At 56.0% G+C, this 15,073-nt stretch carries 8 protein-coding genes; 3 read left to right on the top strand and 5 right to left on the bottom strand.

What is annotated here, in order from left to right; genetic code table 11:
• Window positions 1-133: 133 nt before the first annotated feature.
• The 3 genes from EPY72_RS17345 (at window position 134) to EPY72_RS17335 (ending at window position 5,866) form a co-directional block, all read left to right on the top strand.
• Window positions 134-2,038, top strand: a complete 1,905-nt coding sequence (locus tag EPY72_RS17345) for a hypothetical protein (protein WP_135807246.1) — start codon at window positions 134-136, stop codon at window positions 2,036-2,038.
• Window positions 2,035-4,509: a phospholipase D-like domain-containing protein gene (locus EPY72_RS17340; protein WP_135807245.1), complete on the top strand. Its 2,475-nt coding sequence runs from the start codon at window positions 2,035-2,037 to the stop codon at window positions 4,507-4,509. Before EPY72_RS17345 ends, EPY72_RS17340 begins: the two co-directional genes overlap by 4 nt.
• A 124-nt stretch (window positions 4,510-4,633) precedes the next feature.
• Complete coding sequence (locus tag EPY72_RS17335; protein ID WP_135807244.1) at window positions 4,634-5,866, top strand: hypothetical protein; 1,233 nt, start codon at window positions 4,634-4,636, stop codon at window positions 5,864-5,866.
• Window positions 5,867-5,871: 5 nt separating this feature from the next.
• On the opposite strand, the gene EPY72_RS17330 is transcribed toward EPY72_RS17335, so the two are convergent.
• The 5 genes from EPY72_RS17330 to EPY72_RS17310 form a co-directional block, all read right to left on the bottom strand.
• Entirely contained in the window at window positions 5,872-7,218 is a 1,347-nt protein-coding gene (locus EPY72_RS17330) for a restriction endonuclease (protein ID WP_135807243.1), read from the bottom strand.
• Window positions 7,219-7,331: 113 nt separating this feature from the next.
• Window positions 7,332-8,021, bottom strand: coding sequence for a hypothetical protein (locus EPY72_RS17325; protein ID WP_135807242.1), 690 nt, complete (start codon window positions 8,019-8,021; stop codon window positions 7,332-7,334).
• A 299-nt stretch (window positions 8,022-8,320) separates the two neighbouring features.
• Window positions 8,321-9,307: an HNH endonuclease gene (locus EPY72_RS17320; RefSeq protein ID WP_210423564.1), complete on the bottom strand. Its 987-nt coding sequence runs from the start codon at window positions 9,305-9,307 to the stop codon at window positions 8,321-8,323.
• A gap of 78 nt (window positions 9,308-9,385) precedes the next feature.
• A complete protein-coding gene (locus tag EPY72_RS17315) occupies window positions 9,386-9,628 on the bottom strand; it encodes a DUF8139 family protein (protein ID WP_135807241.1) in 243 nt (80 codons plus the stop codon).
• A 103-nt stretch (window positions 9,629-9,731) separates the two neighbouring features.
• Window positions 9,732-15,038 (bottom strand): DEAD/DEAH box helicase, encoded by a 5,307-nt coding sequence (locus EPY72_RS17310; protein ID WP_135807240.1) that lies wholly within the window; start codon window positions 15,036-15,038, stop codon window positions 9,732-9,734.
• Between the last annotated feature and the right edge of the window lie 35 nt (window positions 15,039-15,073).

Raw genomic sequence — 15,073 nt, 5'->3', positions numbered from 1 at the left:
CACTCGACACCCGTCGTCTTCTACTCCTAATCATCGTCTGCTGAACCACTGTTCTACCATCTGGCGTGCTACAACCTAGAATTTCTGTGAGCCCGTTATTTTATCACGCCACCTACAGAATCAACGGATAATAATGGCGCTCGACCCGCAATGGAGCGAGCGATTATCTAAAACGGGGCCACCAGAACAGCCACTCCGGGCTGATAGCGTCCGTAATGGGATCGCAAGCACAATTGCACGAGGAATAACTACAGATGTCCGCGCACGAGGACGGTATCTTTCGGGATTTTGCTGGGCAATGCATCGAATTTCGACTGCGTCAACAACTGGTGAACTTCCCAGATCAGAAAAGCGACGGCTTCTGAAGGGGTTCGAAGAAATCCTCGCGCTCGCAAGCTATCGGCGTCAGCAAGTCAATGGTGAAGTCCGAGATGGTCTCTCGGGATTAACGGGGAAAACGAACGCCTCAGACGACAATCTGTACGAAGTGGAGAGCATTGACCTATCGTCTTTCTCGCTGTTGGACAAAAGCCAGTACGCAATTCGTGGATTCCAGTCCAATCTCGGGAACTTCTCGTTAAAAGAGGGGGAGTTCGCTCTCACGGCTGCTGGACGGTCACTCGCAGAGAGTTTGGATGTCGTCGCGGGCGAATATTTCGACCAGATACTTGAAGCAATTCAGACCGGGGAAGTCTCGCTTGATTTACTTGACGAACTGGCAGATGCCTTTAGTCACCAGGGATGCTTTACTGGCTCAGACAACCCGTCTGAACGGGATTCTCTACAGCGCGTAGTTCTCGGAGTCCTCGATTGGGAAGAACGAGAACAGACTGTATCACTCGCCGAGTGGCCTTCTCAACTCGACATCCCCATCGGAGATCACTATCGCTACCTCATTTCTGAAGAACGGCATTCAAACGATTTGAAGGATGCTGTCGTCGGCGGGGTTCACTACTTTCGACGTGCTTGGTGCCTATCGATTTTGAGGGCTCACCAGTTACTGCAAGGTAACACCGACCAAGAGGTGCTCCAATATGACGACGTTGACGCTGAGCGATTTCAACCGTTTCGTCCAATCGGACGCGCCTACTTCCTTCAAGTACTGCTGGCCCACGCACTCCGATCTCAGCTATGGGGTCTGTCTGCTCACCTAGAACGCGAAGCTCCTGGCGGCACGTCCCGCTCGGAGCTACTTTCTGGGCTGAAAGAACCTTTACTCGTCGATGAGGCAAACGCAGTTCTTCAGACCGAAACCATACTTGATGATGGACGCATGAGTCAGTCCGGAGTTACGAAGGAATTGCTTCTTGCAGGCCGCGTGAAACCCACTACCTACGAGACCACTGTTCCGGAGACAACCACAATAATCGGCACGACGCTCGGAGAGATTCAAGAGTGGTTGGACTCAAATCTCGCTGGCGAATGGCGACCAACGACAGACAATACCGTAAATTGTTGGACGCTGCTACACGCGACTGAGCACAGTTTTACGGGAATTGAAGCTGCCTCCTCGCCATCCGAGGCATTTGACGCAATGAGCACCCTCGTCGCTCGGAGTTTGGTTCAACTTCTCGCGGTCGTCAGACAGTACAACCACTTGACCGCTCATAATGACCTCTTCAATCGATATATGCAGGCCCAATACGGGCGTAGACCCTCTTCAATCGTCCGTACCGCTCAGTACGTGGGTAGCATTCCTCCAGACACGCCACTCATCACTGTTGCACGCGAGGTGTTGGCGGATCGGGTTATCGACGTTCACAACCAAGTGATCCATGATCGGCTTGGAAGCGGACCGATTTCGCTTGTGTTCGGTGTCGGGGCAGATTCTGGTGGGGAAGCAACGGAGTACAGTGATGACACACTCTACGCCGCAGGAGGGACGAAACAACCCGGAACCCAAGCCCTCCGTTACAATGACCTCCGTCGGCTCATGCGGGATGCGGGGTTGTTGACGTACAATGAGGACCGAGACCTCTGGGTACCGACGCAGGATGGTGAGATCATCCTCGACCGGTTCCGAGGTGAATACGAGTGAATCTTATCGATGCCCTTGGTGGTGCAGACGTAGAATACGCAGTCTGCACCACGTTCCCATTTGAGCCGCTTTTCTTCGGGAACTACGCAATTGACCCGCTGCAAGACGCGGGCGTCGTCACACCGGTCGTCCTCATGGACGGGCAGAAATACGAACAGTTAGCCCGTCGCAATCAGCTGTCGAGTCGCGCAATCGGCAACCACTACTACCTAGAGCCAATCAGCGTCAGCGGCACATTCCATCCAAAAGTCAATTTCCTCGCCGGAGAGGAGGCATGTCACGTCGGAGTCTCCTCGGCCAATCTTACCCTTGGAGAATATTCGACGGCAGCACAACTGGGACGAACGATAACGGTTTCAAAGGAATTGGACGACGACGAAGATTCACGTCCCCCAGAAGCGATTCACGTAACAAAAGATGTGCGCCGGTTTATACAACATCTTGCCGCCGATCACGTCTCAGGACACGACGTTCGGACGCAAATCGACCGGGCAGTGAATACGACCGAGTGGCTGGAAGATCTCGACCGACCGACTGAGGTTTCCGGTGGCTTCTTCCACAACCTCGAAGAACCGATTCTCCAGCAGGTCATTGATGAGTTAGGTGACATCACTACCGCAGTATTCTTTGCGCCATTCTTTGGAAGTGAAAAGACACTATCCAACATCGAGACGATAATTGAAGCCAATCAATACGAACTGCTCGTCTCTGATGGGAATACGCACCTCAGCCCTAGCGATGCAGTCGCAGCGTTTGGTGAAAGCGTCACGTTTCGACCCCTTGAACACGATACTTCCCGCTGGATTCACGCCAAAGGACTACTGCTCGAAGGCCCCTGGGGCAGAGCAACGCTCTATGGAAGCCCAAACATCACCGGTCGTGCTCTCCTCGATACAGCGTCATCCGGGAATCTTGAAGCCGCCCTGCTCTCGGTGACCAACGAAACGCACGGTGAATCATCGCTATGGCATCAATCGAGTTTTCCCGCACACCCGGGGCAGCAGCGCAACCCTGACTCGTTCGACTTTGCCGAATACACGCCGGCCAGCCGGGAGAATTCAACAGCTACGCTAACTCTTCACGATGCGCGTGTCGAACGCTTCGAAAGTGAGATGATTACAGCACGGTTCGTCGCACCAGAAATCGACGACGGAGATGCTGTCATTCTCGAATCAGACGGGGGAGAGACCCTTCAGATCAACTGGCAACGAGATAGTGATGATGAGCAAGAAGGCGTTACTATCTCGCTTCCAGAAACGTGGGCCCAGTCAATCGTTCGCCTCCGTCTCTCCGATGAGAGACACTCAAATTTCCGCCAAATCACGACGGAACCGACCGAGGGAACCCGAGAAGTAACCGAATTGCTACGGAGCGACGGCCGGGCGGGGATCCAGTCGCTCGTAGATGAAGCCCTCTTTTTTGACGTCGGAGTTGCGACCGCAGCCATCTCCCAAGCAACGTCTAAACTCACAGAAAGATACCAGCAGCGACAGGACAACCCAGATGCCCCTATAGCTGATCAAGACGCCGAGGAAGGAAGCTGGGCAACTGGCGGCACTCGAATCACAACAAAGCGACGAAAACCGCATTTGGAGCTCAAAGACGGGATGGACTACGCACAGAAGCGAATTGAAACGCTTCTCGAAGAACCACCAACTGTCCGCTCAGTCGAAGAACTCCTCGATCACTTCGACAACCTCTGGTACTACGTCATTAAAGGATTAATTCGGTCTGCGCTCTCTCCACAACTTCAGGCGGGCGACGAACCCTACGAAACCGAGTTGAACGTCGAGAGGCTTCACTCGATCTGTGTAAATCGTATTCAGACGATCATCGCCTCCCAATTCTTGGTACGCAGTAGAATTCGTCTCAACCAAATCCGTCGAATCGAACCAGACACGACCGCTGACGTGCTCGATAGAGACCAGCTGACAGGCGTATTCGCCGTCCATCCGGCGACCCTTCTATCCCTGATGGAATGGCACGATGACGCCTTCGTTGAGCGGTTCGGGTTCCTCCGACACTACCACGAAGCCCTCACAGTAGCTGATCCGCTCATTGGAGAGCTTCTAATTAACGGTGAACACATTTCACGACGGATGTCTGAATTTGAACGCACCTTAGAAGACCAACTTTCTGCATTTGGCGACCGAGTTGACCGTGACCTCTCCTTACCGGGAGACCTCGATACCGGGCTCGAATTATTGTTCTACGGGTTCTGGTATCGAGAACTCTCACAGCAACGCGACACGGACCTGTTCGACAATCCCGCCATCTTTGAACACTACAATCCTGCTGGACTAGCCGAAATGGCACGTATCGCGCTTCGGGGAAAGCAGAGAGTCGAAGACAGGCGGGAGTACGAGGGTCTACGAAAAGGGACGTTCGACCCAATCGTTCGGCTAATGGAAGGGGCGAACGACCCAACACCACAGTTGGAATCGATCATTAGCTACACCGACTCGATATAGAGACATTAGCATCAAGTCTATATCCAGCTGACCCTGCTTTCTGTACAAGAGTCCCCGTTTGAACGGTTAGAATGATTCTCAGACAGCCCAATTTAATGACGACAGGTTGGGAAAGACTGTAGCAATGGCAGCTACTCTCACCGAGCCCACGGTTCTCGCTGCCGCGAAGGACACTCTCTACCCTGATCTCGATACGAGCCCGGACCATTACGCTGTCACGGAAACGCAGTTCACGAAACCCTCGTGGGGCGGGTGGGAGATTCCTGACGAATTACATCGTCGCCTCGCGCCGTACAACACGATTCGCCTCACGGACGGAGAACCTGATCTCCTCGGTGTCGGAATGCCCGCTCTCGAAGTCCTGAACGCCGACGCCGCAACAACCCCAGTCACGGTAATCGAAGCGAAAGGCCACAACAGCGATCCGAGTGCTGCTGATGTCCGAACTGGAATTAACCAGGCGCACGGCCACTTGTCCGAAGTCAACATCGGGTACGTCGCTGCCCCTATCCAAAGCATCACCGACCAGGCACGGGCACTGGCCCGCGACCTTAACATCGGTGTCATCGGCGTCGAAAGCCCGTACGACGCAACGCTCATCGAACCCGCTCGCGTCACGGGCGTCGGCGACTTCTCCACCACTATCGACGCAATCCGGTTTCAAGCCACGACGCACCAACTCACCGAAGGCAGTTTTCCAGTCAACCATCCGAAGAACTACCTCGGCTACGCCCTCTCCCTCGCTGCAGATGACGACACGCCTGACGTTTACTCCGAGCACGTGATCAACAGCGTATCAGGTGGCCGCCGCGGGGCTATCCTTCTCGGTCTCGTCGATAATCAGCCCGGTGGAGAGACCCTCACGCATCTCGGTGCAGAAGTCGTCCGCTTCGCCCGCACTCAACACGGAACCGTCGATGCTGCACTTGACGAATTCGCCTCTTGGAAAGGCCGATCCACACCGTTCACCGACCTCGCACCTCGCTGGGCGCAACTCGCCCGCTCAGTCGCCATCCAGTACGAGCCAACGCAGCTCATCATCGAAGCTCTCGAACGCCTCCACCATCGCGGCATCAAACCCGCTACTATCGACGCCGTCGTCCGAGAAGCCTGCCGCATCAACCAACCACTCGCCGTAGAAGTATTCATCACCCAATCCAGGCGCGAGGACGTGCTCATGGCCGACGGCGACATCAACGAATCCGTGCTTACCGATCCGACCGTGTACAAATCCGGCATTCACTTTCAGTTCAAATACCACCTCCGGCATATTGGACTGCTCACGGAAGGTGGGACCGACGACAAGGACGAGGTTCTATCGAACGAGTGGGCGCTACATCAAGCAGTCGGGATCTGACTGGCTCACTCTTCGCCTGACTTACTCACCTCGGTGATGAGATTCCCGAACCGTCGGAGCAGGACTTCTGCATTCTCCTTGGTTGTTGTCGGCTGGTACTGCCCCTCTTTGTACTCTGCCAGTTGGATACTCGGGTGAGCTAATAGGTTGAGTGACTGTTCAATGACGTGCTGCTCCGGAACTCGTTCTTCATTGTACATGCCCTTCAAAATCAAGCGGAGTCGGTTGGCGGTTCCTTCTTCTGGATCTGCTCGTTGAAGCGCTTCCATCACGGCCAATAAGTCCTCAGTACCGCCAAGGCGAGTCCGGAGTTCATCATCGATCTGGTCAAGCCGGTCATCTTGGAACGCCCCCGGTTCGGTGAGATATGCCGAGAGTGCTTCCGGCGGAATCCCATAGGTATCACGCCGTTCTAAGAGCGCCTGGAGGTGATCGGTCGCAAGGAGGACAATCCCTTGTCGGTCCGCATCTTCAATTGCGGCCGGAGTGAAGCCAGGCGCAACAACAATCGCCTGGTCGGCCGAGTGCCGCTCTTTATGCCCCTGGATTCGGGTCGCATCCGGCGAGGCCAATGTCCCACTGCTTCGCGCCTTTACCTCGATGACTGCGTGAATTGGAGCCGTGATTTCAACGTCCGTATCATCTCCGCCTTCAATCCATCGCGCTTCAAACCCTAACCGAGAGAACGCCTTGGCGACCAGTTCTTCCAACTCCTCATATTGGTCACCATCCCGACTCGCCGCAACAATACGCTCTCCCAGATCTAGTTCTTGTACCTCTTCAGATTCCTCTTGCGACGGCTCCTCATCGAACTCATGAACCCGGACACCGCTCCCTGTCAACTCATTAACCGCGGTTTCAACGGACTCGTACGCATTCTCTATGTCGCGGATACGCGAATCAGACACACGACTGAATCCCTGCGGGATATAATTGTCTTGGTACCCCGCGAGTTCGTTGAACGACTCAACGTCCACATCAATCTCCTCCACCCCAGTCAAGAACACCAAATACCGCCACGGACTTTCAGGATCCCACGGGTTCCCCTCAGTACGCCAGAGGTGCTCAGCCAGGTCAAGATCTTCACGTGTCCGCACAACCGTTGCCTGCGCGATGTACCTCCCATCCCGGTAGATTAACGCGATGTCCCCACCCTCCACGAACTGCCACTTCGAGTCAACTGATGTCCCCCACAGATGCACTTTCCCCGTCTCCGAATCAGTAACCGCGTCAACTTCGCCATCAGAAAGATACTCCTCAAACTCTGCCGGGTCATGCCCTTCCTTCACAGACTGCAGATAATCCTGATAGGCGTCCTCCCGTCCAGCTGTAATAATGGCAATTCCCGTCATTCGTGTGTAACAGAATCACTACTTGGCCAGGAGAAAAATCAAAGGGGTAGACACTCACCGAACCTTCCGTTCTTGCTTTCGCTGTCACCAAACCCCCGGTCACTAAACAAAGGTCAGTCTGTGAGCGTCACCTCCGCTGCGTAGTCCAAGTGCGGGGTCTCACGTTCGCGGTGTCTGGCGACCGCGTCGTATAACGCCTCTTTCGAGATGTCTTGGATGGTCGCTTCCACGTCATCACTCACCTCGCACCCGACATGGTTCTTGATGAACTGCGTTGTTGCCCGTTCTGCCTCAATGTACATGGCCTCCTCTTCATGAGCGGTCCACGCAGTGCGGTCAATCCACCCGGCCACCCCTTCGTATAGTCGTTCTCTGACGACATGGTCTGCGCCGGTTTCCCACTCCGTCACGAGGAGTTCTGCGACACCTTCGGCGTGCCGAACCAGTTCGGTGAACGGCTCCACGGGTTGCCCGACCGCGTCGTGACTATCAATCGCGTCAAGCGCTTCGGTACAGATCCGGTCTGCGACCTTGTCTTGGTCAAGCTCCAACACGTCCAACGTCAGCGTTTCACCGTGACTGTCGACCGTGATCCCGGTGTCGCCGCCAGCCTCTACCCACGTTCGAATCGCCATCCACTCTTCCGTAGTCCTAATGAGATGGTGCGTCACGCCATTGTTGTCACAGTACCGGTTATGCGCGCGAACGGTAACAGCACAACTCTCCATCGGATCATCGTGCGTTAGCGCTTCTCTCGCTTTCTCCTCTACTGTTTGGAACTGCTGACTGTCCTTGTCCTGCACTGTACATTCGTCATCTTCAGCTGGGTGTTCTCGCGTCATTGGTATCACATGCTAGCCGCTGTCCGCACAGCGAGCATGCGACGTCCGATGGCGCGCTGGCACCGCGCCGGCAACGTTCTATGATACCAGGGTTTGAGGTATCGAGGGGGTCTGCCAGAGAGATCTACGCATCGTCCGATGTACAGATGCAGGGGTGGTCTCGGGCGTCGCGTAACCCGTACTATCACCAGCTCGCTTATAAACACTTGGCCCGCAAACGGAGCGAACAACAGCCCTGCTGTTCCACTTGTTCGTCCCACTCACACCCACTCAAGCGCCGCATTGTGCTGCGAGACGTACTGCGGGTTCAGGCTCTCTTCCTGAAGCGAGATTCGCTCCCCTTCGCAGTCAATAATCGTCCGCTGTAACACGTCACTCTCAGTCTCGAACTCAGGATTCACGCGTAGTCGGTAATCTTGGTCAATCGTGAACAACTCCCGGTCGAACGCCGCGTGATGCGTCTTACTGAGTGCCAGCACGTTCGAGAGATCAGCCCTGTATTCCGGGTAATCACTCCACGACAGGACATGCGCCACGTCCAATAGGCCGGGATGGTCTATCCCGGAAATCGGACACGTCCGGTCGTGACGGGACAGTACTGTCGCGCGGAACTCCGGATCGACGGACCGTGCGTGAACAGTCGTTTCGTACGTCCCAGCACCCATTCCAGCATCGCCCACCGACGGTGTCCACTCGGAGTCAGCCCATTCCTCCACCGCGCTCTCAACGAACTGTAGGCCGTCCTCCGTCAACGCGTACTCGTCGCCGCGCTTCTCAACGAGCCCCATACTCCGCAGCCAATTCACCCGCTGCTTCGCCATGTCGGTCTCTCCACGGCTCCACCCTAACTCTGGATGCGTATCGAGCTGCTGTTCACTCACCTCTGCGAGCGTCATCGGACCAGCAGCCAACGCATACATGAGACTCCTCAGCCCGACGTTCCGATCACACATAATTCGCAGCAGCGTCGCCACGTCATCCTGCTCAACGTACTCCCGACCAGCATCACCAAGCTCCCAGTGATCGTTCGCCTGACGGAGAAACCCGACCTGCTGTAAATACCGCACCCGCCGCAGGATCGAGTCCTGACTGGAAACGTTCTGGAACGAACCACGGTGCCATCCGACGAGTTCGTCCGTCGTCGGCTGATGCGCTTCAACGAACTCAAGTATCGCATCCAGCGTGTCGACATACCGCGTTCCACCACCAAACATCGGGACGATACTACGGAGCCGATCCGGAGGCATGACGAAACAGTAACAGAGCGGGATGATGATCCTTTCCCCGCCAGATCTGTCCTGAAACTGGTCGAGGGCTGCCGAGGACTATACTTGTGAGGAGTCGTCGATGGGCGGTCGCAAGTCACGCCACCGGAAATCACCCGTCTCACCTGAATCAAATGCGACCCGGTAGAGCTGCGCATCCCGCTCGTCAGTAGTAACTGAATCCGCATCATCACTCAACACTGCAACGACTCGCCCGTGCTCGCCGTGATACTCCTGATGATCGGGATCCGTCTCATCAGGAATATCGATCCGGACGCGATCTCCCTCAGAGAAGCGCTGCATTATCGGATCAGACGACAGCGATGGTTATCAGCACTCGGTATTCCGTAGCATTCACGTCCATATTGAGGGAGTTTGATGAAACACGTTCAGCAGACCTAGCTGGTCAAATTGTTCTCAATACGTCCGCTACTTGTTCAATATCAGTAATAGGGACTACACGATATCCCATCTGTTTGAGTCGGGTCCGCTTTTGCTCGTCGTCTTCTTTGACGTAATCCTTCTCGTGGGCAGGCCCATCTACGAATACAGCGATAGATCTTCCTGACCGCTCGTAGAAGAAATCCGGCTTTGCGACTGGCTCATCGCCGTCATAGATGACTTTCTGGGCATCGTCGGGAAGCTCGAACCCTTGATCCCGGATGGTATGAAGCACTTCACGCTCAAAGCTGGATTCACAAGCCTCCAGTAGCTTATCGAAGTTCCCCTTGTCCTCACCACCACTTCCTCCGGGCAGTTCCGTCAGCGTCCCAGATTCCATATTCTCTAACCACGACTCAACGAGTGTTCTGTCAAGGAACTCGTGTTCTGGCTGATTGTAGAAAGACAGGAGGCATTCATAGCACGCTCGCTCACAACCATCGTCATCGGGATCTCCGTGAAGGACGGTCTGTGCCTCTCGAACTGCCTTTCTGAAGCGTGCCTCGTCCATCAACGAGTGGAGTACACCTGCGCCACCCTCACTGGTTTCGTAGATTACGATGGTAACCTGTCCGTGTTCCCCTGTTGCTGGTTTGACGAACGTGTCGATCTCTTCCTCGTCCAGATCGAACGCAACCAGAATGCCCTGATAGACGGTTTCCTTGAGGGTTCGATAGAATTCCTCAGTCTGTTCTGGCTCCAGGTCGCTGGGGAGTGGCGTAGTCAGTGTCACCGTGTCGTGTTGCCCCTCAGAGAACAACTCGATCTCACGCTTGATCGCCTCCTCTGACGCATTAGCGTAGCAGTCCGGATCGTCTTCGTCGACGTGACTCTCGATTTGGTCCTCGCTAGTCAGCCAGCGGTTACACTCCATACAGAGGGCGAATCCGTTGAGGTCGTCTTCGTCAGCATCTCGAAGCCCGCTATTGACCAAGACAATATTCGCACTCCCTTCGTATGTCACTCGGGCCTCGATCCCGTTTCCTTCTAAGTCGTATGCTTGGGGATCGGACCGTTCGTAGTAGCTGTTGATGTCGTAGCCCTGTCGACGGCGTTCCTCCTCGTCGCTGGTGATGTACTCTTCCGGTCGAGCGTGTTGGTTCGGGAGCTCCATCGCATTCGGATTCGGATGGGTCCCATCGAAGGCCGTCTCACAGGAGGGACACGCTGCGGCCTCCTGAGCATCCTCTCCCATCAGGATGGTCTCGCACTCCGGACAGACACGGAGATGTCGGGTGACTGGCTCCGAATCTTTCGTCCGAGGACGGGCATACCGAACAGCAAACCGCTCTCCAGCGTAGTAAACGTGGTTTCCGGGTGCGAATTCGCTGATAGCCCGTGTCTGATCTCGCTGAATGTCGTCCTCTCGGGAAGTGAACGTGAGCGTCGTACTCTGTCTGGGGAATCCGTAGTTCGGCAAGAATCCCTGTGAGCGGAGGTACTGATACGTGTAGAAGCGTTTCTTCCCCGAGCGCATATCCTCAAGACGGTCCTCGATGGCGTTGCGCTCGATCCGGTCCTGATACGATCCTCCTTCTGTGGCGAGGAGTTGGTTCAAGCGCCGTAGTTCACGGCTCAGTCGGGTGTATTCACGCCGCCATGGCTCGAATGCCTCATCGAGATTCTCGACGAAGTTGTCCACCTGGCGCTCGATGAAGGCATCGGTGAACCACTCCCCGACGGTATCCTGTTCACGCTCACGGGTGAACGCTTGCTTCACCGCTTGAATGATTTTCTGTCGGTTGTTCTTGACGGCATTCTCCAGATCTGCCCGGTAATCGGGCATAATCTCGTAGTTGCTTCCCTCCTCGATGACCAGCATCTGGCGGGGCTTGCTCTGGAACTTTAGTTCGATCTGTTCGAGAACGAGGGCGTTGATGTGCGCCTCAACCAGATCCTGATTGTTGAGCAGGAACGTTGGCGGACTGATTTCCCCGGCGATAATCCGTTCTGGGTTTCGGTAGAAGTACTGGTCGTGGGATCCACGTCCGAACCCACGGCCACAGAACGTCGTGACGAGTGAGGGTTGGTTTTGTCGTCCGGCCCGACCGGAGCGCTGAGCGTAATTACTTGGGTTCGGCGGGACGTTTCGCATATAAACGTTTGAGAGGTCACCGATGTCGATCCCAAGCTCCATCGTCGGCGTCGAGACGATGGTGTTCACCTTCTCGCCCTCTCGGAAGTCCGACTCCAGTTGCTTCCGCTTCTCGTTCTCAACCTGACCGCTGTGTTCGCCGGCGATGATGTCGACGGCGGCGTCGAACGATTCGGTATAGAGATCGTAGAAGTAGGACGATTCGAGATCCGTCTCCTCGGGCGTGATCGAGCCGCAACTGTAGTTCAGACAGACGTCGAGTTCATCCCGAGTCGTCGGTGTTCCACACTTCGGGCAGACCCGCACGTCATCGGGGTCAGCGTGAGTAACTCGAATCGCACTGTGGTTCAGCATATACACCTTCCCGGTGTACTTCAGCGACTCCTGCGTCAACAGCTTGAGTACCTCGTCATCGCTGATGAGGTCGATAACGCTATTGATGATCGCTTTCGCAGTATCGGTGTCGACGTCTAACGCACGGGCTGTCCAACGAACGTGTCGAGAGCGAGGGTGAGTGAGGCGACGGACACGGTGTCTCCCACTAGTACTTGCTGTATCGCTGTATCCGACTGGGAAGTTGAAGAACTCCTGCCCGTGGAAATGGACCTCTTCGTCGAGTTGGTTGATTACGTTCCGCTTGAAGTCGGCGAAGTTCGTGGTGCTCTCGTGGTCTATCGCAATACTCCGGCGGAAGATGTCCAAGAATCCGTGGACGTACTCTTCCCGCACCGTCGGATCTGCAGTCGAAAGCACGGGGATCGATTCCCAGACATCGTCGACGTCCGCAAGCTTATCGAGGTTCTCATACTCGACATCGATCAGCCCGACATCTTCGAGGCTCTGCTGGGTGCGTTGCTGTTCACGGCCGAGTTCGAGAATGACGTTGAACAGCAGGTAGTCGCTGTAGTTCTGGCGGTCCTCCGCCGACGGCCCGAACATCCCCGTGTCTATGGCTGGCGGAAGGGCTTCCTCGTCATCGAGGAGATCGAAGACGTCGTTCCCGAGCGTGGTGAGGCTGACATCGTCTTCCTCCTGTGCGAGGGTATGGTACAGTGAGCGTCGGAATCGAACCCGCTGGTAGAGATTATTGAGGTGAGCCGCCTGTAACGCAGTGTCCTGTCGATTGTCAGAGAAGGCAATGGTCTTCTGCTGGTCGTCGGGGAGGTTCCGCATCGTGTTCCCGATGAGAACGTCCGTCGCCGTCGAGCGACCGACCGTCCCGAACGTGAACAGCTTGTTGAACTCGTTCTTGACTCGGCGAGTGTAGTGGACGCCACAGTTCGGACAGAACAGGAACGGCTGGTTCACTCGCATTACCTCGACGCCCTGTGCAGCGAAGCATCCACATTCGAGCTGTCCCTGTTCCACTCGTCCGGGGGTAAGCTGATCGCACTCCGGGCAATAGGTAGCTGGTCGGGGTTCAGCCTCGACGTAGGTGTCTCGAAGCTGCCCGTTGTCGTTCAGCCACTCATCGGGGAGTGGAGCGGTTTCTCGGTCCCAATCGCCCCGCATCAGGTACGCCTCCTCTTCGTCCTCCTCCGTGTCCACGAAGGTACTCAGCGCACCCTGTGTGACGGTGTTCTCTTGATCGACGACCGTGGTGTAGTACTCCTGACCGCATCCCCGACAGAACGAGAGCGGGTAGGCAGTCCGGGTGCGGTCGTGTTCTTGTGCGCACGTACGGCACTCAATGTCGCCGGCGTCACTCAGATGCGGCTCGTCGTCCTGGAAAGACTCCTCAGTAAGACAGGAGACGAGGCCACTCCCCTGGCTGAAGAAGGTGTGGAGCTTCGGGATGAAGATCGGCTGTTCCTCGCCCTGTATCTCGGTCGTTCCAACCGTTCCGACGAGCAGAGCGGCCTGAAGTTCTTGCTCGATGTCGTACCGAGATGTATCGGGTCGGTACTGTTCCTGATAGCTACTGACGAGATCCTTCCCGTCTTCGCTTTCGTCGTCCTCGCCGGCGAAGATCTGCTGGCTCTGGGAGCTGAGCTCTTCGTCGAGGAACTTGATCGTGGGGTGATCCTCCAGCGTGTTTCCGAGTGCTGAAGCATCGGTCGTTTCCGCCGGCATCAGATCCCGGTCGAGGAGCTTCTCGGTGAGGCCCTGTGCGGCTTCGAGACTCCCATCGAAGGTTGCGATGTCGTCCTCGGTGACTTCGATGTCGTCGGGGAGCGGCTCGTCGTCAGAGAGGGGGAGCGGATAGTGAGACTCCCGAACGACGTTGTCGGCGTCAACCTCCTCGCCGAAGATCTTCCCGGTGAAGTCGGCGATCTCGTCGTTGGCGTCGATTCCCTCGTCGCTCTGGACCGTCGCAGAGGTACCGACACAGACGAGCTCCTCTCCGGCGTCGGTATTCTGCTTCAACCGGCGGACGAGTGCGGCGACGTCGGCTCCCTGATGGCCGGTGTAGGTGTGGATCTCGTCGAGGACCAGATACTGCAGGACTCCCTCGTGCATCTCTGGGAAGAGCTTCTTGTCGTCATGCCTGGTAAGGATGAGGTCGAGCATGACGTAGTTCGTCATCAGGATGTCCGGCGGGTCGTTCTGCATCTCTTCCCGAGAGACGACTTCGGAGTCGAACGCCTCCTCACGGCCGAACTGCCGGAGGAACTCAGGTGCTTCGTCAGGGTTGTGTGGCGTGTCACCCGTGTAGAGCCCCAGCCGGAGGCCAGTCCCGGCGAGTCGCTCTGCGAAGTCCTCGTACTGGGAGTTCGCCAGAGCGTTCATCGGATAGATGATGACCGCCTTGATCCCGTCCTCACCGCGCTCTTTGGCTTCGAGACAATGGCTGACGATGGGAATCCCGAAAGCGAAGCTCTTCCCCGAGCCCGTGCCCGTGGAGACGATGGTGTTGTTCCCAGATTGGATGGACTGGATTGCCTCAGTCTGGTGCTTGTACGGCTCGATTGGATCGCCGCCAGCACCGGTGAACACGTCCAGAATACCCTCGTGAAGTTTATCGTCTGCGACGAACTCTTCGAGGGTATCGCCGTACTGGAAGCGCTGATTCAGTTGGACGAACGGTTCCTTCCACAGCACCTTCCCCGTCTCGATGCGGTTCTCAATCCAGGCGTTAATCGTCTCGTCGTCGACGTTCTGGAACGTCTCGACGTAGGACCGATAGGAGGATTGGACGTTATCGAGGGCGTCGAAAGGATTGAGACGAGTGGCCATTACATTGTCAGATGGCCAAGTGCGACAAAATGCTT

This window comes from Halorussus marinus (assembly GCF_004765795.1).
Lineage (GTDB): Archaea > Halobacteriota > Halobacteria > Halobacteriales > Haladaptataceae > Halorussus > Halorussus marinus.
The sequence above is the reverse complement of the archived record's forward strand: the minus strand, read 5'-3'. Positions and strand labels throughout refer to the sequence as shown.